This is a genomic window from Pseudoxanthomonas suwonensis 11-1, from assembly GCF_000185965.1.
GTDB classification, from domain to species: Bacteria; Pseudomonadota; Gammaproteobacteria; order Xanthomonadales; family Xanthomonadaceae; genus Pseudoxanthomonas; species Pseudoxanthomonas suwonensis_A.
Genome location: NC_014924.1, coordinates 1,528,299 through 1,549,387, shown reverse-complemented (window position 1 = coordinate 1,549,387; position 21,089 = coordinate 1,528,299). Strand labels below are relative to the sequence as shown.

General features: G+C 69.2%; 21 protein-coding genes. 5 read left to right on the top strand and 16 right to left on the bottom strand.

The features are described from left to right. Positions 1 to 10: 10 nt before the first annotated feature. The 8 genes from mobA to ndk all read right to left on the bottom strand — a co-directional run bounded on the left by mobA (position 11) and on the right by ndk (position 7,267). Positions 11 to 604, bottom strand: coding sequence for a molybdenum cofactor guanylyltransferase (mobA, locus tag PSESU_RS07080; RefSeq protein ID WP_013535076.1), 594 nt, complete (start codon positions 602 to 604; stop codon positions 11 to 13). Further along, positions 601 to 1,998: a ribosome biogenesis GTPase Der gene (gene der / locus PSESU_RS07075; RefSeq protein WP_013535075.1), complete on the bottom strand. Its 1,398-nt coding sequence runs from the start codon at positions 1,996 to 1,998 to the stop codon at positions 601 to 603. The genes mobA and der overlap by 4 nt, the downstream gene beginning before the upstream one ends. Positions 1,999 to 2,026: 28 nt before the next feature. Next, positions 2,027 to 3,226 (bottom strand): outer membrane protein assembly factor BamB, encoded by a 1,200-nt coding sequence (gene bamB, locus PSESU_RS07070; protein WP_013535074.1) that lies wholly within the window; start codon positions 3,224 to 3,226, stop codon positions 2,027 to 2,029. Further along, a complete protein-coding gene (locus tag PSESU_RS07065) occupies positions 3,226 to 3,849 on the bottom strand; it encodes a YfgM family protein (RefSeq protein WP_013535073.1) in 624 nt (207 codons plus the stop codon). The genes bamB and PSESU_RS07065 overlap by 1 nt, the downstream gene beginning before the upstream one ends. Positions 3,850 to 3,923: 74 nt before the next feature. After that, positions 3,924 to 4,763, bottom strand: a complete 840-nt coding sequence (locus PSESU_RS07060) for a helix-turn-helix domain-containing protein (protein ID WP_013535072.1) — start codon at positions 4,761 to 4,763, stop codon at positions 3,924 to 3,926. Then, positions 4,760 to 5,572: a type IV pilus biogenesis/stability protein PilW gene (gene pilW / locus PSESU_RS07055; protein WP_013535071.1), complete on the bottom strand. Its 813-nt coding sequence runs from the start codon at positions 5,570 to 5,572 to the stop codon at positions 4,760 to 4,762. The genes PSESU_RS07060 and pilW overlap by 4 nt, the downstream gene beginning before the upstream one ends. After that, positions 5,559 to 6,767 carry a 23S rRNA (adenine(2503)-C(2))-methyltransferase RlmN gene (gene rlmN / locus PSESU_RS07050; RefSeq protein ID WP_041764621.1) on the bottom strand — a complete coding sequence of 403 codons (1,209 nt, stop codon included), beginning with the start codon at positions 6,765 to 6,767 and terminating at the stop codon, positions 5,559 to 5,561. The genes pilW and rlmN overlap by 14 nt, the downstream gene beginning before the upstream one ends. Before the next feature lie 74 nt (positions 6,768 to 6,841). Then, positions 6,842 to 7,267: a nucleoside-diphosphate kinase gene (ndk, locus tag PSESU_RS07045; RefSeq protein WP_013535069.1), complete on the bottom strand. Its 426-nt coding sequence runs from the start codon at positions 7,265 to 7,267 to the stop codon at positions 6,842 to 6,844. A gap of 213 nt (positions 7,268 to 7,480) precedes the next feature. On the opposite strand from ndk, the gene PSESU_RS07040 reads away from it, so the two are divergent. The 3 genes from PSESU_RS07040 to PSESU_RS07030 all read left to right on the top strand — a co-directional run bounded on the left by PSESU_RS07040 (position 7,481) and on the right by PSESU_RS07030 (position 11,861). Beyond that, the gene (locus PSESU_RS07040) at positions 7,481 to 8,110 is read left to right on the top strand and encodes a TetR/AcrR family transcriptional regulator (RefSeq protein WP_013535068.1); all 630 of its coding nucleotides are present in this window, start codon (positions 7,481 to 7,483) and stop codon (positions 8,108 to 8,110) included. Positions 8,111 to 8,138: 28 nt separating this feature from the next. After that, the gene (locus tag PSESU_RS07035) at positions 8,139 to 10,511 is read left to right on the top strand and encodes a 3-hydroxyacyl-CoA dehydrogenase/enoyl-CoA hydratase family protein (protein ID WP_013535067.1); all 2,373 of its coding nucleotides are present in this window, start codon (positions 8,139 to 8,141) and stop codon (positions 10,509 to 10,511) included. A gap of 141 nt (positions 10,512 to 10,652) precedes the next feature. Continuing rightward, positions 10,653 to 11,861, top strand: a complete 1,209-nt coding sequence (locus tag PSESU_RS07030) for an acetyl-CoA C-acyltransferase (protein WP_013535066.1) — start codon at positions 10,653 to 10,655, stop codon at positions 11,859 to 11,861. Between the two features lie 69 nt (positions 11,862 to 11,930). On the opposite strand, the gene galU is transcribed toward PSESU_RS07030, so the two are convergent. The 8 genes from galU to cmk all read right to left on the bottom strand — a co-directional run bounded on the left by galU (position 11,931) and on the right by cmk (position 20,217). Continuing rightward, a complete protein-coding gene (gene galU, locus PSESU_RS07025) occupies positions 11,931 to 12,821 on the bottom strand; it encodes a UTP--glucose-1-phosphate uridylyltransferase GalU (protein WP_013535065.1) in 891 nt (296 codons plus the stop codon). Then, a complete protein-coding gene (locus tag PSESU_RS07020) occupies positions 12,818 to 14,728 on the bottom strand; it encodes a polysaccharide biosynthesis protein (protein WP_013535064.1) in 1,911 nt (636 codons plus the stop codon). The genes galU and PSESU_RS07020 overlap by 4 nt, the downstream gene beginning before the upstream one ends. A gap of 16 nt (positions 14,729 to 14,744) precedes the next feature. Continuing rightward, complete coding sequence (locus PSESU_RS07015; protein ID WP_013535063.1) at positions 14,745 to 15,728, bottom strand: MraY family glycosyltransferase; 984 nt, start codon at positions 15,726 to 15,728, stop codon at positions 14,745 to 14,747. 2 nt (positions 15,729 to 15,730) lie between these two features. Next, positions 15,731 to 16,909, bottom strand: a complete 1,179-nt coding sequence (gene lapB, locus PSESU_RS07010) for a lipopolysaccharide assembly protein LapB (RefSeq protein ID WP_013535062.1) — start codon at positions 16,907 to 16,909, stop codon at positions 15,731 to 15,733. A gap of 4 nt (positions 16,910 to 16,913) precedes the next feature. Then, entirely contained in the window at positions 16,914 to 17,210 is a 297-nt protein-coding gene (locus tag PSESU_RS07005) for a membrane protein (RefSeq protein ID WP_013535061.1), read from the bottom strand. Between the two features lie 65 nt (positions 17,211 to 17,275). Further along, entirely contained in the window at positions 17,276 to 17,587 is a 312-nt protein-coding gene (locus PSESU_RS07000) for an integration host factor subunit beta (protein WP_013535060.1), read from the bottom strand. Between the two features lie 80 nt (positions 17,588 to 17,667). Next, the gene (gene rpsA / locus PSESU_RS06995; protein ID WP_013535059.1) at positions 17,668 to 19,356 is read right to left on the bottom strand and encodes a 30S ribosomal protein S1; all 1,689 of its coding nucleotides are present in this window, start codon (positions 19,354 to 19,356) and stop codon (positions 17,668 to 17,670) included. Between the two features lie 183 nt (positions 19,357 to 19,539). Then, complete coding sequence (gene cmk, locus PSESU_RS06990) at positions 19,540 to 20,217, bottom strand: (d)CMP kinase (RefSeq protein WP_013535058.1); 678 nt, start codon at positions 20,215 to 20,217, stop codon at positions 19,540 to 19,542. A gap of 175 nt (positions 20,218 to 20,392) precedes the next feature. Here cmk and ykgO point away from each other — a divergent pair, with 175 nt between their 5' ends. Then, positions 20,393 to 20,518, top strand: coding sequence for a type B 50S ribosomal protein L36 (gene ykgO / locus PSESU_RS06985; RefSeq protein WP_005913193.1), 126 nt, complete (start codon positions 20,393 to 20,395; stop codon positions 20,516 to 20,518). A gap of 182 nt (positions 20,519 to 20,700) precedes the next feature. Then, the gene (locus tag PSESU_RS06980; RefSeq protein ID WP_013535057.1) at positions 20,701 to 21,027 is read left to right on the top strand and encodes a hypothetical protein; all 327 of its coding nucleotides are present in this window, start codon (positions 20,701 to 20,703) and stop codon (positions 21,025 to 21,027) included. Positions 21,028 to 21,089: the final 62 nt, after the last annotated feature.

Sequence of the window (21,089 nt, the reverse complement as noted above, 5' to 3'; positions counted from 1 at the left end):
GAGGTGCGCCTCAGCGCGGCGGCACGATGCGCACCGCGGCCAGGTCTTCGGGGGTATTGAGGTTGCCGAAGCGTACGCCAGCAAAACCCACCCGGGCCATGCGCAGGCGTTCCTGCATCCGCCGCGGCGCAAGCTCGCCGGCGGCCAGCGCCACCGACAGGACCTCGCGCAGCGCCTCCACCCGGTACAGCGCGACCAGCGGCTGCAGCCCGTCGGCATCCTCGGCCACCGCGCCGTCGGCGTCGCGGCAGGACACCAGGGTACGCACCAGGCAGTCGTTGGTATCGAACAGGTCCACCGGCAGGGTCAGCAGCCACGGCGTGCGACAGGCGGCGGCCAGTGCATCGATCCCGGCCAGCGGCCCGCTGCCAGGTGGCAGGCGGTCGGCCACCGCCTGCAGGCCTTCGGCCTCGTAGCGTTCGGGGTCGCGATTGGCGCTCACCAGCACCGGGCCGGTCTCACCCGGGAAACGCCGCGCCAGCCGCAGCACCTGCGGCTGGCCATCGCGTTGCATCCAGGCCTTGTCGATCCCGCCGAGCCGGCTGCCGCGACCACCGGCCAGCAGGCCCAGGGTGATCTCCGCGGCGGCGGGCGCGAGGCTCACTTGCGCTTGACGTGCCGCATCAGCCGGCGCTTCCGCTGCACCTGGCGGTCGGTCAGTTCGTTCTTCTTGCCTTCGTACGGGTTGGCGCCCTCGCGGAACAGCATCCGCACCGGGGTACCCACCAGCTTGAAGCGCTTGCGGAAGAAGTTCTCGAGGTAGCGCTTGTACGAATCCGGCAGCACCTTCAGGCGGGTGCCGTGGACCACGAAGGTCGGCGGGTTCTCGCCGCCCGGATGCACGTAGCGCAGCTTGGACACGTGGCCGCGGATGCTCGGCGGCGGATTGGTCTCGGCCGCGATCTCCAGCGCCTTGTTGACCTCGCTGGTGCTGAAGGTGCGGATCGCCGAGGCGTGCGCGCGGTGGATGGCGCGGAACAGCTCGCGCAGGCCCGAACCGTGCTTGGCGGAGATGCGCACCGCCTCGGCCCAGGGCACGAAGCCGAGCTTGCGCTCCAGCAGTGCCTCGGCCTGCTCGCGCTGGTAGGTGGTCAGGCCGTCCCACTTGTTGACCGCGATCACCAGGGCGCGGCCGGCGTCGAGCACGGCGCCCAGGACGGTGGCGTCCTGGTCGGTCACGCCCTCGGTGGCGTCGAGCATAAGCACCGCGACCTGGCAGCGCTCGATCGCCTGCAGGGTCTTGACCACGCTGAACTTCTCGACCGCTTCCTCGATCTTGCCCTTGCGGCGGATGCCGGCGGTGTCGATCAGCCGGTACAGGCGGCCGTCGCGCTCCAAGTCCACCGCGATCGAGTCGCGGGTGGTCCCGGGGACCTCGGAGGCGATCATGCGCTCCTCGCCCAGCACGCGGTTCACCAGGGTCGACTTGCCCACGTTGGGGCGGCCGACGAAGGCGATGCGCAGGCGGTCCGGATCGTTGTCCAGTTCCTCGACGCTGCCCTCTTCCGGCAGGCGCTCGAGGACCTCGGCATGGAGGTCGTCCAGGCCCTGGCGGTGGGCAGCGGACACGGCCAGCATGTCGGCGAAGCCGTAGCGCGCGAACTCGCCGCGCACGGCCTCCTCGAAGGTGCCGTCGATCTTGTTGACCACCAGCAGGGTCGGACGCGCCAGCTTGCGCAGCCAGGACAGGATCTCGTCGTCCAGCGCGGAGGTGCCCTCGCGGCCATCGACCACGAACAGGATCAGGTCGGCCTCGGCGGCGGCGGCGCGCGCCTGGCGCGCGGTGGCGCCGGCCAGGCCCTCCTCGTCGCCGGCGATGCCGCCGGTGTCCACCAGCAGGAACGGGCGATCGGGATCGAGCCGGCACACGCCGTAGTGGCGGTCACGGGTGACGCCGGGCTCGTCGTGGACGAGCGCATCACGGCTGCGCGTCAGCGCATTGAAAAGGGTGGACTTGCCGACATTGGGCCGTCCGACCAGGGCAACCAGCGGTAGCATCGCGAAATTCCTGCCCGCATCCGTCCGGTCAGTCCAGGCGGAAGGCGGTCAGGCCTCCCTTGACGTCCTGCACCAGCAGCAATCCGTCCGCCTCGACCAGCGCGCCGCGGATGGCACGCTTGCGACCGACCTTGGCGCGGCCGGCCATCTCGCCGTTGTCCAGGCGCAGCCAGTGCAGGTAGCCGGCATAGTCGCCGACCACCGCGTAATCACCCTGCACGGCCGGGCCGGTCAGCGAACGGCGCGCCAGCGCCGGCTGCGACCACAGGGCCACGCCGTTGGACTTGTCCAGCGCATAGACCGAACCGGCGGCCGTGGACACCAGCACCGCCGACGGGGCGACGCCGATCGCGCCGGCACCACCGTGGTCGCTCTGCCACATCGGCCGGCCGCTGGGGCCGTCGATGGCCAGGGTGCGGCTGCGGTAGCTGTTGGAATAGAGCATGGTGCCGTCGATCACCACCGGGCTGTCGACGTCGGCCATGCGCTCCAGCTCGGTGCGGCCCTCGGGCAGGCCCACGGCCTGTTCCCACAGTACGCGGCCGTCCTGCAGCGCCAGCGCGACCAGCGCGCCGTCATCGTGGCCGACGAACAGCAGGCCGGGCGCCGCGGTGACCTTGGCGTTGCCGCGCACGGTCAGGTTCGGCAGCTCGCGGGTGACGGACCAGCGCTCCTCGCCGTTGGCGGCGTCGAACGCAGTGATGCGGCCGTCGTTGCCGCGGACCACGACCACACCCTGGGTCACGGTCGGGGCGGCGATGATCTCGCTGCGCACCTTGGCGCGCCAGCGCTCGCTGCCGTCCTGGGCGTCCAGCACGAGCACCGTGCCGTCCAGACCGCCGACCGCGACCAGGCCACCGCCCACGCCGGGGCCGCCGGTCAGGCGCAGGCCTTCCTTCTTGTCGGCCTTGAATTCCCACACGCGCTTGCCGGTCTGCAGGTCCAGGGCGAGCACCCTGCCCTCGCCGGCCGCGGCGAACACGCGGCCATCGGCCACCGCCGGGCCCTGGCGGGCGCCGATGCGGCGCTCGCCGTCGCCGAGGTCGACCGACCAGGCCTTGCGCGGCTTGATCGTCGCATCGAACTTGACCAGCTCGGCCGGCTCGGCCGCCTTCTTGGCCGCGGCGTTCTTGCCGCCAAACCAGCTCTTCATGGTGCTGCAACCGCCCAGCAGCGAAACCATGACGAGTGCTACCGCCACGCGCTTGATCATGTCGGTGCGCTCCATCAGTTCGACTCCGCCACTTCCGGCAGGTCGCCACCGGCGTCCTGCAACTTCAGTTCGATGCGCCGGCGCGCGGGCGCTTCGGCGTCCAGCACCTCGAGCGCACGCTGGTACTGCGCGCGCGCCTCTTCCGGCTTGCCCGCGGCCACCAGGGCGTCGGCGCGCAGCTCCAGGCCCAGGCCCGAATCGTCGCCTTCCAGCAGCTTGACCGCTTCGTCGGCCTTGCCGGTCGCCGCCAGCAGCTGCGCCAGGCGCTGCTTGACCACCGGCTCCAGCTCCGGCTCGGCCTTGATCCCGCGCAGGGTCGTGATCGCGTCCTCGGTCTTGCCGGCCTCGACCTGGGCCTTGGCCACGTGCAGCGCGCCGAGGGTGGCGTACACGCCTTCATGGCCAGCCAGTGCCGCGCCGGGGTCTTCCTCGCCCGCCTCGACCTTGGCCAGCGCCTGGGTGTAGGCGGCATGGGCCTGCTGCTGCGCGCCCAGGTTGCGTTCCTGCCACTGGCGCATGCCCCAGATCGCAGCCAGGCCCAAGGCCAGGCCGGCGATGATGCCGGGGAGGTTCTTGCGCAGCCATGCGCGGACGCGTTCGCCCTGTTCGTGCTCGTCCAGAAGGTCGTCGATTGCCATGCGGTGTCCTGCCCCGCGCGGTACGCAGCGGGGTTGTGTTCTTGTTCTTGTTGGATGGGTCCGCGGACCGCGTGTTACTGCGCGGGCTTGACGGAGCCGTCAGAGGATACCGCAAAGCGGGCCACGTTCGCCCGCTTGAAGGGCGACAGGTCCACGATACTGCCCGCCCGCTGAACGCGTACCGCCGCGGCATTGCCGAGCACGACCCCGGCCACCTCGGTGGCCTGGAAGCTGCGGGACTCGCCCTGGCGCACCAGTCGCTGCTCCAGCACCTGTCCGTCGCGGCCGGTGACTTCGAGCCAGCTGTCGCCATCGAAGGCCAGTTCCAGGGTCGCCGGCGCGGCGGCCTGGGCCTGGCGTACCGCCGGGGCCAGCGAGGCCACGTACGGCGTGCCGTCCTGCGCGGACGGTGCGACGACGCGCGGCGCCGGGGCCGGACTGCCGACCGGGGCGCCTTCCACCACCGCCGGCGGCACCACGTCCAGCGACGCGGTAGCCGGCGGCTGCTCGGTGAAGTGGGAGCGGGTCGCCAGCCATACCGGCACGGCGATGGTGGCGGTGATCACCACGTAGACCGCACGGCGGCCGACGTTCTCCATGATCCGCTGCAGCCGCGGCGTATGCGCATGGCTGACCAGTTCGACCGGCACCGGCGCGGCGACCTGGGCCTGCAGCAGCGGCTCCAGGTCCACGCGCAGCAGCCGCGCATAGCTGCGCAGCTGGCCACGGACGAACACGGGCGCGCCGATGACGTCCCAACGGCCCTGTTCAAGCGCTTCGACCACGTGTACCGGCATGTGGAGCCGCGATGCGACCTCCCGCACGTCCAGTCCGGCTGCGATGCGTGCCTCCCTCAGCAGCTCTCCGCAACCCCGAGCGTCTCCCCCGACGTTCGCGTTGTCAGCTTGGATCACTGTGGATCTTCCCCGGTTTTTCCAGTGACGGCCTGCGGGAACTCCTCCCTTAGCCGCTGTTGATACCGGCTGGCGGCCACCCTGTCGCCGAGCCCCTGTTCAATCCTGACCGCGAGTTGTAGCACGGATGCGTCGGCGGGCGCAGCCGCCAGCCGACGCTCGGCGAATGCCCGCGCCTGCATCAGCCTGCCCTGCCCGTAGGCGAGGGTCGCCATCTGTTCCAGCGCGCCCGGATGCGACGGCTCCAGCTCCAGCGCCTTGCGCAGGTCCTGCTCGGCGCGCTCGGACTGGCCACTGCGCAGCGCGCAGGCGCCGGCATTGGCCAGGGCCGAGGCGCGCGAACCCGCCGTCGGCGCGGCCATCGCCCGGTCCAGCCAGACCAGCGACTCGGCCGCAAAGCCATTGGCGCACAGCCAGGCACCGTAGTTGTTGAGCACGTCGCCGTCGTTGGGCGCCAGCTCGGCGGCCTTGCGGTAATACCCGCCGGCGGCCTGGTGGTTGCCACGGGCCGACTCGATCGCACCCATCAGGGTGTGGCCGTCGGCGACGGAGGCATCGAGCGACAGGGCACGGCGGGCCAGGCGCTCGGCCTCGGCGAGGTCGCCGGCGGCCAGGCGCTGCGCGGCCAGGCCCACGGTGTCGCGGAACTGCACCCGGCGCTTGGTGTCGGCGCCGTCGCCCAGCTTGTACACCGGGGCGATGCGCTCGGCGCCGCGGATCTTCGGGGATTTGACCGTCGCCGGGCGGGCGCAGCCTGCCAGAAGCAGGGCGCCAAGCAGGATCAGCAGGATCCGCTCAGAGCGCCGCATGGCCCCCGGCCGGTGACTGGTCGTTGCGTTCCATGCTGCGGCGGAACTCGGCCTGGCGGCGGGTGCGGTCCATGACCTGGCCCTTCAGCTGGCCGCAGGCCGCATCGATGTCGTCGCCGCGGGTGCGGCGGACCATGGTCAGCACCTGCGAGTCGAGCAGGATCTTCTGGAAGGCGCGGATGGTGGCCTCGTCCGAGCGCTCGTAGCGGGTGCCCGGGAACGGGTTGAACGGGATCAGGTTGACCTTGCCCGAATCGCGCGCCTGCACCGCGTTGTCGAACTGGCGCATCAGCCTGGCCAGCTGGCGGGCATGCTCCGGCTGGTCGTTGACGCCCTTCATCAGGGTGTATTCGAAGGTCACCGACTCGCGCTTCTTGTTGGCGCGCAGGTAGCGGGCGCAGGACGCCATCAGCTCGGCGATCGGATACTTCCTGTTGAGCGGGACCAAGGTCTCGCGCAGCGCATCGTTGGGCGCATGCAGCGACACCGCCAGGGAGACGTCGCTCTCGACCGAGAGCCGGTCGATCTGCGGCACCAGGCCGGAGGTCGACAGGGTCACGCGCTTGTTGGCCAGGCCGTAGCCCAGGTCGTCGCGCATCACGCTCATGGCGCGCACGACGTTGTCGAAATTCATCAGCGGCTCGCCCATGCCCATCATCACCACGTTGGTGAGGCGGCGCTGCTGGTGCGGCACGTTGCCCAGGTGGCGGGCGGCGACCCAGACCTGGCCGATGATCTCGGCGGTGGTCAGGTTGCGGTTGAAGCCCTGGGTGGCAGTCGAGCAGAAGGTGCAGTTGAGGCCGCAACCGACCTGCGAGGACACGCACAGGGTGCCGCGCCCCTTGTCGGGGATGTACACGGTCTCGATGGCGTTCTTGCCATCGGCGCCCATCGCCAGCAGCCACTTGTGGGTGCCGTCGGCGGAGGGCTTGTCGAACACGACGTTGGGGACGACGACCTCGGCATGCGCATGCAGCTTGGCGCGCAGCGCCTTGCCGAGGTCGGTCATCTGGTCGAAGTCGGTGACATAGCGGTGGTGGATCCACTTCATCACCTGGTGGGCGCGGTAGCGCTTCTCGCCGAGGGTTTCCTCGAAGAAGCGCTCCAGGCCCTCGCGGTCCAGCTCCAGGAGGTTCTGCTTCCCCGGAGCCGCGGCCTGCGGCAGGTCCGCGCGCGCGGGCGCCGCCGCGGCGATCGGCTCGCCGGTGGTGGTCACGCTGGGGATCGGCTGCAGTCCGGACACGTATTCGACCTTCTACTTCAGTGCGCTCAGCGCGACACGACTTCGGTGGCGGCGAAGAAGTACGCCACCTCGATGGCGGCATTCTCGACCGAGTCCGAGCCGTGGGCGGCGTTGGCGTCGATGGATTCGGCGAAGTCGGCGCGGATGGTGCCCGGCGCGGCTTCCTTCGGGTTGGTGGCGCCCAGCAGCTCGCGGTGCTTGAGCACGGCGTTCTCGCCTTCCAGGACCTGGATCATCACCGGGCCGGAGATCATGAACTCGACCAGCGCGTTGAAGAACGGACGCTCGCGGTGCACGGCGTAGAAGCCCTCGGCCTCGCGGCGCGACAGTTGCTTGTACTTGGCGGCGACGACCTTCAGGCCGGCCTTCTCGAAACGGGTGTAGATCTCACCGATCACGTTCTTGGCGACGGCATCGGGCTTGATGATCGAAAGGGTGCGCTCCAGCGCCATTGGTTCTGCTTCCAGGTAGAGGGGACGGGACCGGCCCGGGACCGGGCCTTGAAGGAAAAACCCGCGACGGGGCGCGGGCTTAGCTTGGGTAGCGTTGGACAATTCTAGCATCCGCGGCCGGCCTTTGCAGGGAGCCGGATGTTGCACCGCAAAATGACACCGGAGCGGGCCCGGCGCAGGATAAAACAATCGTTTGATTCACACCCTGGACCGATGGGCAAGCCCACCCACTTCTCCACCAAGGAACGCATCCTGGCCGCGGCGGAGGAGCTGTTCGCCCAGCACGGGTTCGCCGGCACCTCGCTGCGCCAGGTCACCAGCCAGGCCGCGGTCAACATCGCCGCGGTGAACTACCACTTCGGCTCCAAGGAAAACCTCATCAACGAGGTGTTCCGCCGGCGCATGGACGTGATGACGGCCGACCGCCTGCGGCAGCTGGAGACCGCCCTGCGCGACCACCCCGGCCAGCTGGAGCCGATCCTGGCCGCCTTCATCGATCCTGCCCTGGCCCTGGCGCAGGATCGCAACGGCGGCGCCGCCTTCGTGCGGCTGATCGCCCGCGCCTACGCCGAGCACAACGAAAGCCTGCGCCGGTTCCTGTCCGACCACTACGGCCACGTGCTGCGGGAGTTCGGCAAGGCGCTGTCCGGCCTGCTGCCGGGGCTGGACAAGGAAACCCTGTACTGGCGCCTGGACTTCCTGGCCGGCGCCCTGACCTATGCGATGTCCGATTTCGGCCTGATCAAGCGCCCGGCCAGCGCCAGCGAGGCCGCCCATCGCAGCCGGGCCGCCCGGGAACTCATCCGCTTTGCCGCCGCAGGATTGCAGGCGGAAACCAAGTAATCATTCATTTATCAAGAGGTTGCAAGATATGTCTCAGAAACTGCTTGTACGTCGCGCCGCGGTGCTTGGTGCCGGCGTCATGGGTGCGCAGATCGCCGCCCACCTCACCAATGCCGGCGTGGACACCGTGCTGTTCGACCTGCCCGCCAAGGAGGGCCCGGCCGACGGCATCGTCCTGAAGGCCATCGGCAACCTCGCCAAGCTCAGCCCCGCCCCGCTGGCCAGCAAGTCGCTGGCGGCCGCCATCACCCCGGCCAACTACGAGACCGGCCTGGAGCAGCTGCGCGACTGCGACCTGGTCATCGAGGCGATCGCCGAACGGATGGACTGGAAGCAGGACCTGTACAAGAAGATCGCGCCGTTCGTGAACGACACCGCGGTGCTGGCCTCCAACACCTCGGGCCTGGGCATCAACGCCCTGGCCGCGGTGCTGCCGGAGCAGCTGCGCCACCGCTTCTGCGGCGTGCACTTCTTCAACCCGCCGCGCTACATGCACCTGGCCGAGCTGATCCCGGCCGAGACCACCGACAAGGCGGTGCTGGAGGGCCTTGAGACCTTCCTGACCACCAACCTCGGCAAGGGCGTGGTCTACGCCAAGGACACCCCGAACTTCATCGGCAACCGGATCGGCGTGTTCTCGATCCTGTCGGTGATCCACCACACCCGCCAGTTCGGCCTGGGCTTCGACGAGGTCGACGCCATCACCGGCCCGCTGGTCGGCCGTCCGAAGTCGGCCACCTACCGCACCTCCGACGTGGTGGGCCTGGACACCATGGCCCACGTCATCAAGACCATGGCCGACACCCTGCCGCAGGATCCGTGGCACAAGTACTTCCAGTCGCCCGACTGGCTGCAGGCGCTGATCGCCAAGGGCGCCCTGGGCCAGAAGGCCGGCGCCGGCATCTTCCGCAAGGTCGGCAAGGACATCGTGGTCCTGGACCTGGAGAAGCAGGACTACCGCCCGGCCGACCGCAAGGCCGCCGACGAGGTCGTCGAGATCCTCAAGATCAGGAATCCGGCCGAGAAGTTCGCGAAACTGCGCGGGAGCCAGCACCCGCAGGCCCGGTTCCTGTGGGCCGCGTTCCGCGACCTGTTCCACTACAGCGCCTACCACCTGGCCGACATCGCCGACACCGCGCGCGACGTCGACCTGGCCATCCGCTGGGGCTACGGCTGGTCGCTGGGCCCGTTCGAGACCTGGCAGGCCGCCGGCTGGAAGCAGGTGGCGCAGTGGATCGCCGACGACATCGCCGCCGGCAAGGCCATGAGCGACGCCCCGCTGCCGGCGTGGGTGCTGGACGGCCGCGAGGGCGTGCACGCCGCCGAGGGCAGCTACAGCCCGGCCAGTAATTCCGTTGTGCCGCGCTCGTCGCTGCCGGTCTACCAGCGCCAGCGCTTCCCCGATCCGCTGCTGGGCGAGAAGTTCGACCAGGGCACCACGGTCTACGAGAACGACGGCGTGCGCATGTGGCACGACGGCGACGGCATCGCCGTGGTCTCGTTCAAGACCAAGATGAACACCGTGTCCGACCACGTGCTCAACGGCCTGCAGGAAGCGATCTCGATCGCCGAGCGCGACTTCCAGGGCCTGGTGATCTGGCAGCAGAAGGAGCCCTTCTCCGCCGGCGCCGACCTGGCCGGCGCGCTGGGCCTGCTCCAGGCCGGCAAGGTCGACGAGTTCGACGCCCTGGTCGCCAACTTCCAGCGCACCAGCCAGCGCATCAAGTACGCGCTGGTCCCGGTGGTCGCGGCCGTGCGCGGCCTGGCCCTGGGTGGCGGCTGCGAGTTCCAGATGCACAGCGCCCGCACCGTGGCCCACCTGGAGAGCTACATCGGCCTGGTCGAGGCCGGCGTGGGCCTGCTGCCGGCCGGCGGCGGCCTGAAGGAGCTGGCGGTGCGTGCCTCGCGTGCGGCCGGTCCGGGCGGCGACGTGTTCGCCGAGCTGAAGAAGACCTTCGAGACCGTGGCGATGGCCAAGGTGTCGACCTCGGCCTTCGAGGCCAAGGAACTGGGCCTGCTGCGCCCGACCGACCGCATCGTGTTCAACGCTTACGAGCTGCTGCACGTGGCCAAGGCCGAGGCGCGCAACCTGGCCGAGGGTGGCTACCGCCCGCCGCTGCCGGAGCGCCGCATCCAGGTCGCCGGCGACGTCGGCATCGCCACCTTCCGCATGCTGCTGGTCAACATGCTGGAAGGCCGCTTCATCAGCCCGTACGACGACGAGATCGCGACCCGCATCGCGACCGTGGTCAGCGGCGGTGAAGTCGACCGCGGCAGCCAGGTCGACGAGGAGTGGCTGCTGCGCCTGGAGCGCAAGCACTTCGTCGAACTGGCCCAGCAGGAAAAGACCCAGGCGCGCATCGGCCACATGCTCAAGACCGGCAAGCCGCTCAGGAACTGAGATTCGTGATTCGGGATCGGGGATTCGCAAGAGCGCATCCCCTCCCGGGAAACCATTGATGCCGGCGTGAAGGATTCGACCGTGATGCGCTATCGCGAACCACGGATCACGAATCACGAATCCCGGCTTTCGGAGAAAGCCATGACCAAGCAGATCCAGGACGCCTACATCGTCGCCGCCACCCGCACCCCGGTTGGCAAGGCGCCCAAGGGCGTTTTCCGCAACACCCGTCCCGATGAAATGCTGGCCCACGTGCTCAAGGCCGTGGTCGCCCAGGCCCCGGGCATCGACACCAGCCGCATCGACGACGCCATCATCGGCTGCGCCATGCCGGAGGGCGAGCAGGGCATGAACGTGGCCCGCATTGGCCTGCTGCTGGCCGGCCTGCCGAACACCATCGCCGCCCAGACCATCAACCGCTTCTGCTCATCCGGCCTGCAGGCCGTGGCCCTGGCCGCCGACCAGATCCGCCTGGGCAACGCCGACCTGATGCTGGCCGGCGGCACCGAGTCGATGTCGATGGTGCCGATGATGGGCAACAAGGTCGCCCTGAGCCCGCAGGTGTTCGCCCACGACGAGAACGTGGCGATTGCCTATGGCATGGGCATCACCGCCGAGAAGGTCGCCGAGGAATGGAAGGTCTCGCGCGAGGACCAGGACGCCTTTGCCCTCGCCTCCCACCAGAAGGCGCTGGCCGCCATCGCCGCCGGTGAGTTCCGCGACGAGATCTCGCCGTACGAGGTCGTCTCGCACCTGCCCGACCTGGCCGGCAACACCATCCAGCTGAAGAAGCGCCTGGTCGATACCGACGAAGGCCCGCGTCCGGACACCTCGATCGAGGGCCTGGGCAAGCTGCGGCCGGTGTTCCGCAACGGCCAGTTCGGCGGCAGCGTCACCGCCGGCAACTCCTCGCAGATGAGCGACGGCGCCGGTGCAGTGCTGCTGGCCTCGGAGAAGGCGATCAAGGAATACGGCCTGACTCCCCTCGCCCGCTTCGTCAGCTTCTCCGTGGCCGGCGTGCGCCCGGAGGTGATGGGCATCGGCCCGATCGCCGCGATCCCGAAGGCGCTCAGGCAGGCCGGCCTCAGCAAGGACCAGCTGGACTGGATCGAGCTCAACGAGGCCTTCGCCGCGCAGGCGCTGGCGGTGATCCGCGACAGCCAGCTGGACCCGTCCAAGGTCAACCCGCTGGGCGGCGCCATCGCCCTGGGCCACCCGCTGGGCGCCACCGGCGCCATCCGTACCGCCACCCTGGTCCACGGCCTGCGCCGCCGCCAGCAGAAGTACGGCATGGTCACCATGTGCATTGGCACCGGCATGGGCGCGGCGGGCATCTTCGAGGCGCTTTGAGCCTCGCCCCTCGCGGACATGAAAACGGCGCCCTCGGGCGCCGTTTTCGTTTGCAGCTTCGCGGGCCGGTCAGCCGCGCTTCTCGTCCAGCGCCGCCTGCATCGCCTCGCGCGCGGCCGCACCATGCTTCGGGTGCTCCAGCGCGAAGTGCACGGTCGCCTCGATCAGGCCGATGTGCGCACCACAGTCGAAGCGACGGCCGACGAAGTGGTAGGCATCGATATGGCCGCCGTCCTTGATCGTCGCGGCGATCGCGTCGGTCAGCTGGATCTCGCCGCCGGCACCGCGGCCGGTGGTCTCCAGCTTCTGGAAGATGCCGCCGGGCAGGATGTAGCGGCCGACCACGGCCAGGTTGCTCGGCGCGTCCTCGGGCTTGGGCTTCTCGACCATGGCCTCGATGCGGCCGCTGCGGCCCTGGAAGTCGCGGGTGGCGACGATGCCGTAGCTGGAGGTCTTCTCCCGCGGCACTTCCTCGACCGCGATCACGCCGCCGCCGGTGCGCTCGGCCAGGTCGGCCATCTGCTTCAGCGCGCCGTCGCCGCGGTTCCACATCAGGTCGTCCGGCAGCAGGACCGCGAACGGCTCGTCGCCGATCACGTCCTTGGCGCAGAGCACGGCGTGGCCCAGGCCCAGGGCTTCCTTCTGGGTGACGTACACCACGCGGACGTGGTCCGGCAGCGGCTTGCTGACCAGCTGCAGCTGCTCCAGCTTGCCGCCCTGCTCGAGCTTCTGCTCCAGCTCGTAGTGCTTGTCGAAATAGTCGGCAATCGAATGCTTGTAGCGGTTGGTGACGAACACCAGGGTGTCGCACCCGGCCTCGATGGCCTCATCCACCGCGTACTGGATCAGCGGCCGGTCGATGATCGGCAGCATTTCCTTGGGAACGGTCTTGGTTGCGGGGAGGAACCGGGTACCAAGACCGGCTACCGGGAAGACTGCCTTGCGAATCCTTTTCGTCATCTTGTCCTTGCTGCCTCTCGAGCTGGGAACTGAACCACCGTTGCGGTGTTTTCGGGTTCAGCGGCAGCCCGGGGCGAGAACTCGGGGACGAGGACCTGCAGGGCCTGCCGCAACGTGCTCTCATCATAGCGCGAGACTGCGAAGCGCATGTGTTCGACTTCCTGCAGGACCTGGTCGGCCGGGCACCCCCGCGCCCCCGCCTCGAGGATCTTGGGGTGGGCGGTGGGACGGTAGTGCTCGTCCGGGTAGAACAGGGTTTCGTGCAGTTTCTCGCCCGGGCGCAGCCCGGTATAGACGATGGCGATGTCCCGCCCCGGCTGCTTGCCGGCCAGGCGGATCATCTGCTCGGCCAGCAGCCGGATCGGCACCGGATCGCCCATGTCCAGGGTGTAGATCGCCGCGTGCGAACCGGAGGCGGCGGCCTGCATGATCAGCTGGCAGGCCTCGGGGATGGTCATGAAGTAGCGGGTGACCTCGGGGTCGGTGACGGTCACCGGGCCACCGCGGCGGATCTGCTCGCGGAACAGCGGGACCACGCTGCCGGCCGAGTCCAGCACGTTGCCGAACCGCACGGTGACGTAGCGCGTGCCCTCGACCCGCTCGTCCATGGACTGGGCGATCATCTCGGCCACCCGCTTGGACACGCCCAGCACGTTGGCCGGATCGACCGCCTTGTCAGTGGAGATCAGGACGAAGGTGCCCACCCGGTACTCGCGGCACAGCTCGGCCACGGTGTGGGTCGCCAGCACGTTGTTGCGCACGGCCTCGCGCAGCTGGCCTTCCAGCAGCGGGACCTGCTTGTAGGCGGCGGCATGGAAGACAGCGTCGGGTGCGCAACGCTCCAGGGCACGGCGGGTCACCGCCGGGTCACCGCAGTCGCCCAGCACCGCCACGACCTCGACGCCGGGGAACGCGTCCTGCAGCTCGGCATGGATGGTCAGCAGGGCCAGTTCGGAAATCTCCAGCAGCACGATCCGGCTGGCACCGTGGCGCGCGCACTGGCGGCACAGCTCCGAGCCGATCGATCCACCGGCGCCGGTCACCATCACGGTGCGGCCGCCCAGCCAGTCGCGGATCAGGCCCCAGTCCGGCGTCACCGGCTTGCGGTGCAGCAGGTCCTCGATCGCCACTTCCTTGAGCTCGCCCGGCAGGGCCTTGCCCTCGAGCACGTCGGTCAGGCGCGGCACGGTGCGGAACGGCAGGCCGCTGTGCTCGCAGATGCCGAGCACGCGCTGCATGCCGGCGGCGTCGAGCGAGGGAATGGCGATCACCAGCATGCCGGCGCCGACCTCGCGGGCCACGGTAGCCGCTTCCTCAAGCGTTCCCAGCACCGGCATGCCGTGCAGCTGCGATCCCTGCAGGTGCGGGGCGTCGTCGAGGAAACCGACCGGCTGGTAGGCGCCGGAGCGGCGCAGGTCGCGCACCAGGGCGTCGGCCGCCTGGCCGGCACCCATGATCAGGACGCGCTGCTGGGTCGCGGTGCTGCGGGAAAGGTTGTAGTCCTTCCACACCCGGTACAGCAGGCGCGGCACGCCGAGCATCGCGGCCAGGGCCAGCGGATAGAGGAACAGCACTGCACGCGGCAGCGCGTCCATGCGGTTGTAGATTGCCAGGCAGATGACGATGGCGACGGTGCCAAGACCGGCGGCCTTGAGGATGTTCCAGATGTCCGGAACGCTGGCGAAACGCCACAGGCCGCGATAGAGCCCGACCCGCCAGAACACCAGGCCCTGTGCGACCAGCACGATGGCGAGGGTCGGCGTCAGCTGGGTCCAGTCGTACGTCTCGGAGCGGGCGCCGTAACGCAGCACGTGCAGTGCCTGCCAGCACACGGCCGCCATGAGCAGGTCGTGCAGGACGATGGCCGTACGCGGGAGTGAGACTGGCAGTGCTGGGCCGGTTTTCATGCGTACGGCGGTCCTGTCAGGTGTGCTGGATGCGTCTCCCCTGGACCAGCCAGATCACGGCCGCGAGCACGAGCCACAGGACCGTTGCTGCGACGGCAATAACTGTTCCAGATGCCACCGCAACATACGTGAGCAAACCTGCCAGCAGACTGAACAAACCGTAGTAGTTACTAACTGCTGGATGACTGCCTGCATGCTTCGCCCAGCGCTGGTACAGGTGCGATACATGTGGAAGCCAGAAACGCTCCCCCTGCAGCACCCGTCGCGCCAGGGTCATGGAGGCGTCGACCAGGAAGGCCGAGAGCGGCAGCACCAGCACCAGCACGTTCCAGCCCCGGCTTTCCCAGAGCGAGGCCACTGTCCATACCAGCACCGCGGCCAGCAGGTAACCGAGCGTCCCGGAACCGACATCGCCCAGGAAGATGCGCGCCCGCGGCCAGTTGAACGGAAGGAAGCCCAGGCAGGCCGCGCACGCGGCCCATGCCAGCAGCGAGACGGCCGGCGGCGTGACCATGGCGAAGCTGGCCAGCGCGATCATCGCCTGGGTGATGGCGATGCCGTCGATGCCATCCATGAAGTTCCAGACGTTTACCAGCACCGGTACGGCGGCGAAGGCCAGCAGTGCCCAGCGAAGCTCACCCTGCCCTGCATGCACGCCCGCGCCGAGGACCAGTCCGGCCAGGCACTGGATCGCAAGTCGCGACCAGGGCGACAGCGGGCGGTGGTCGTCGATCCATCCGATCCCTGCGACCAGCACCAGGCCGACGGCAAACGCCGCGGCGGGCATTGGCGCCAGCACGCCGCCGGCGACTGCAGGCAGCGTGCCCAGCAACAGGGCGACGGTGATGCCCAGGCCACCGCCGCGCGGGGTTGGGACACTGTGGCTGCGACGCTCGCCCGGCAGGTCGAGCAGGCGCCGTCGCGCGTAGCGCAGGGTCAGCCAGGTCGCCACCGCCGAGACCGCGGCCAGCAGCGCCACGGTGCCCGCGGCCGCGATCATGCTCACACCACCGCGTAGTTGAGCAGCGGCTTGACCGTGCCCCACTCCTTGCAGCTCGGGCACTGCCAGTGGTGGGTGCGCGCGCCGAAGCCGCAGCGGGTGCAGCGGTAGCTGGGATTGCGCACCAGCAGCTGGTCGGTGATGTGCTTGAGGTCGTGCAGGGTCGCGGTGCTGTCGGCGCCGACCGCGAGGGTCAGGTCGATCAGGGCGGCCTCGCCGCGCACCGAGGGGCGGTCCTTGAGCTGGCGGCCGAGGTAGTCGCGCGCCTGCACGGCGCCTTCCTGCTGCTCGATCAGGCGGGTCAGGGCCAGCACCGGGGCGATGCCGCGGTAGTGCTCGCTCATCTCGGCCAGGAAGGCACGCGCGCCGCTGGTGTCGCCGACCTGGGCGTACGCGGCCAGCAGGCCGGGCAGCACTTCCGGCAGGTAGTCGGGGTCGTGGCGGGCGGCGCGCTCGAAGGCGCGGATCGCCCCCTCGGGGTTGCCGGCATCGGATTCGATGCGGCCTTCGAGGATGCCGGCGCGCACGCAGGTGGCATCGGCCTGGTAGGCACGCGCGATCGCGGCGCGGGCGCTGGCCAGGTCACCGTTGCCGCGCAGGCGCTCTGCCAGCTCGCACTCGAACTGGGCCACCAGCTTGCCCATCGGCTCGCCGGTCGCTTCCTCGAAGCGCATGGCGTTCTCGATCGCCCGCTCCCAGTCGCGCTCGGCCTGGTAGATGCCGATCAGGTGCCTGAGCGCCTGCGGCGCGCGCTGGTCGATCCGGGCCAGGTCGGTGAATACGGTCTCGGCACGATCCAGCAGGCCGGACTTCATGTAGTCCTCGCCCAGCGCCAGCAGGGCCTGGACGCGCTGCGCGTCGGACAGGTCGCTGCGCTGGACCAGGCCCTGGTGCAGGCGGATCGCGCGGTCGACCTCGCCACGGCGGCGGAACAGGTGGCCCAGGGCCAGCTGGGTCTCGAAGGTTTCCTTGTCGAGCTCGGCGATGTGCAGGAACAGCTCGATCGCCTTGTCCGGCTGTTCGTTGAGCAGGTAGTTCAGGCCGCGGAAATAGGTGCCGGACAGGCGGCTGACCTGGGTGTCACCGTGGCGCTGCCCGCCCCTGCGGCCGACGACCCAGCCACTGAGCGCGGCCAGCGGCAGGAACAGGAAGAACCAGAACCACTCGGAGATGAATTCCATTTGCTTAGTTGCCTTCCCGGTACGGTGCCGGTGTCTGGATGGCATCGACGGCGGTGCCGTCGGCCGTGCGGGTCCGCTCGAGCCGGCGCAGGCGCGCGTGCAGCGGCAGCACCGTGCTGGCGACGACCAGGCCACCGCCGAGCAGGACGCCCGCGAGCAGCGAGGTGACGAGGGCGATGCCCGAAGTGGTGTTGACCTCGATCATGCCGAAGTCGAGTCGGAGTTGCTGCGAATTGAGCGACCCCACTACCAGCCCGATCGCAAGGAACGCGAGCAGGACCAGCAGGCGGAAGATGTTCATGGGCGGAGGCTCCGTGCGCGGGCACCCCCAAGCTTAGCCGACCGGAACCGGTACGGCGCGGTGGATCAGGCGTCCTGCGGCTCGGACGGCGCCGGGACCACGTCGCTGACCTTCTCGCGCAGTTCCTTGCCGGCCTTGAAATGCGGCACGTGCTTGCCCGGAAGGGCCACGGACTCGCCGGTCTTCGGGTTGCGGCCGATGCGCGGCGGACGGTAATGCAGCGAGAAGCTGCCGAAGCCCCGGATCTCGATGCGCTCGCCGGAAGCCAGCGAACCGGCCATCATTTCCAGCAGCGACTTGACGGCGAGGTCGACGTCCTCGGCCTTCAGGTGCGACTGGCGGCGGGCCAGGATCTCGATCAGTTCGGACTTGGTCATCTCGGACTATGGAAGCGGGCCGATACGCCGCGGCGACCCGGGATCACCGGGTCGCCGCGGGGCCTAACGCACTTTCGGTATTACTCGGACTTGTTGCCCAGCTGCGCACGCAGCAGCGCGCCCAGGCTGGTGGTGCCGGTAGCGGCTTCGGCGGCGGCCTTGTTGTACTCGGCCAGGGCCTCGGCGGTCTCGGCTTCGTCCTTGGCCTTGATCGACAGCTGCAGGCTGCGGCCCTTGCGGTCCATGCCCACGAACTTGGCCTCGACCTTGTCGCCGACCTTCAGGTGCTGGGTGGCGTCGTCGACGCGGTCGTAGGAGATGTCACGCGCGGCGACATAACCCTCGATGCCGTCGGCCAGCTCGACCACGGCGCCCTTCGCGTCGACTTCCTTCACCACGCCGGAAACCTTGGAGCCCTTCGGATTGGCGGCCATGTACTGGCCGAACGGATCCTGCTCCATCTGCTTCAGGCCCAGGGAGATGCGCTCGCGCTCCGGGTCGACGGCCAGGACGACGGCGTCCAGGGTGTCGCCCTTCTTGAAGTTGCGCAGCACGTCCTCGCCGGTGGTGTTCCAGCTGATGTCCGACAGGTGGACCAGGCCGTCGATGCCGCCGTCCAGGCCGATGAAGATGCCGAAGTCGGTGATGGACTTGATCTGGCCCGAAACCTTGTCGCCCTTCTTGTGGATGGCGGCGAAGGTCTCCCACGGGTTGGCGGCGACCTGCTTCATGCCCAGCGAGATGCGGCGACGCTCCTCGTCCACGTCCAGGACCATGACCTCGACCTCGTCGCCGACCTGCACGACCTTGGACGGGTTGACGTTCTTGTTGGTCCAGTCCATCTCGGACACGTGCACCAGGCCCTCGACGCCCGGCTCGATCTCGACGAACGCGCCGTAATCGGTGACGTTGGAGACCTTGCCGAACACGCGGCTGTTGGCCGGGTAACGGCGGGCGATGTTGTCCCACGGATCCTCGCCCAGCTGCTTCAGGCCCAGCGAGACGCGGTTGCGCTCGCGGTCGAACTTCAGCACGCGCACTTCCAGCTCGTCGCCGACGTTGACCACCTCGGACGGATGGCGCACGCGCTTCCACGCCATGTCGGTGATGTGCAGCAGGCCGTCGATGCCGCCCAGGTCCACGAACGCGCCGTAGTCGGTCAGGTTCTTGACCACGCCCTTCAGCTTGGCGCCCTCGACCAGCTTCTCCATCAGCTGCTCGCGCTCCTCGCTGTGCTCGCTCTCGACCACCGCACGGCGGGAGACGACCACGTTGTTGCGCTTGCGGTCCAGCTTGATGAGCTTGAACTCCAGTTCCTTGCCTTCCAGGTAGGCCGGATCGCGCACCGGACGGACGTCGACCAGGGAGCCCGGCAGGAACGCGCGGACGTCCTTGATGTCGACGGTGAAACCACCCTTGACCTTGCCGCTGATGCGGCCGGTGATGGTCTCGTTCTTCTCCAGCGCCTCTTCCAGCTCGTCCCACACCATCGCGCGCTTGGCCTTCTCGCGCGACAGCACGGTCTCGCCGAAGCCGTTCTCGAGCGAGTCGAGCGCGACCTTGACCTGGTCGCCCACGCCCACGTCGATCTCGCCGTCGTCGTTACGGAACTGCTCGATCGGCACGATGCCTTCCGACTTCAGGCCGGCATTGATCACCACCACGTCGCCGCGGACGTCCACGACGGTGCCGACGACGATCGCGCCCGGCTTCAGCTTGGCAAGGTTGGCCTGGCTCTGTTCGAACAGCTCGGCAAAAGATTCGGTCATTAGTGAATACTCGGTTGAACACACGGGCGTGGCCCATCGCTCGCGATGGCTACCGCGCCCCCCTGTAGCAGGCCCGTGCAGGCGCCCTGTGTGGTTGGTTGATTGAACCCCGTCGCGTTCCCGCGACGGGACCTGGCGCAGGATGCGCCTTCTGCTGTTTCCGCGACGGTCCGGCTGGCCGGGTCAGGCGGCGTGCGACGGCACGGTGGCCAGCACGCGTGCGACGACCTGGTCGATGTCCAGCCCGGTCGTATCGATGAGGACGGCATCATCAGCCGGCCTCAGCGGTGCGACCGCGCGCTGGGCGTCGCGGGCATCGCGGGCGAGGATCTCTCGCAGCAGACCGTCTAAGGTAACCGAAACCCCTTTTTCCTTCAACTGCTTATAGCGCCGCCGGGCGCGCTCCTCGGCGCTGGCGGTGAGGAACACCTTGGCGGTGGCGTCGGGGAAGATCACCGTACCCATGTCGCGGCCGTCGGCCACCAGGCCCGGTGCCTGGCGGAACGCGCGCTGGCGCTCCTTCAGCGCCTCGCGGACCTCGGGGATGGCGGCGATGGCCGAAGCCACGGCGCCGGCGGTCTCCAGGCGCAGTTCGGAGGTGGCGTCGGTGCCGTTGACCAGCACCCGCAGGCCCTCGGCGCCGTCGCGGAACTCGATCGAGGTGTCGAAGGTGCAGCGGACCAGGGCCGAGGGGTCCGCCAGGTCCAGGTCGGCCCAGCTGGCCGCCACGCCCACCGCCCGGTAAAGTGCCCCGGAATCAAGGTAATGCCAGCCCAGCCGGCCGGCCACGATCCGGCTCACCGTGCCCTTGCCCGCCCCGGAAGGACCGTCGATCGTCAGGACGGGAACAGGGTGGGACATGGCGGCTCCAGGGGGTCGTGGGGATGCCGGAATTGTAGCCCGCGACGCCCTTCACACGCCCCGTTTGCGCAACTGCTTGAAAGGGCTGTGGAAACATGGCTAGAATGGCGGGCTTATTTTCATGCCTCGGCCGTCCGGCCCTGGCTTCCCTATCCGTCGTCCTCCGAGGTGTGTCATGAAAGTCCTGTCCTCCCTGAAGTCGGCGAAGACCCGTCACCGCGACTGCAAGGTGGTCCGCCGCCGCGGCAAGGTCTTCGTGATCTGCAAGTCCAACCCGCGCTTCAAGGCCCGCCAGCGCTGAAGCCGGCAGGCGGCCGCCAGGCCGCAGGCTTGTAACCGGGAGGCCGCAGCGATGCGGCCTTTCGCGTTTCCGGGCCCCGCCAGCCGGCCGCGACCGCATCTGCACCCGTTCTGCTTACAATCGGCCCTGTACCCCGCCCGGCCACCCCGGCCGCGCGGATCCTTGTCTGGGGAGACACCACGATGAAGCACCGCTTCCAAGTCCTGTCCCTGCTCGCGCTGGCCGCCCTGTCGGCCGGTGCGCAGGCCGATACCCTGCTGATCGAGCGCGTCGACAAGCCGGCGGCCGCCACGCCCGCGCGCGGCCTGACCATGGCCCAGGTCGAGGCCCGCTTCGGCGCGCCGCAGGAGAAGCTGGACCCGCGCGGCGGCCAGAAGAGCCAGTGGCCGACCATCAACCGCTGGGTCTATCCGGAATTCGTGGTGTATTTCGAGAAGAGCCGCGTGATCGACGTGGTCGCGCACAAGGCCTCGCCGAACGAGATCGGCCCCAAGCCGCCGGTCCGCTGATCCAGCCGTACCCGCTCCAGTGCCGCCCTGCCACGCGGGGCGGCGAAGTCCGGCCGGCGCCT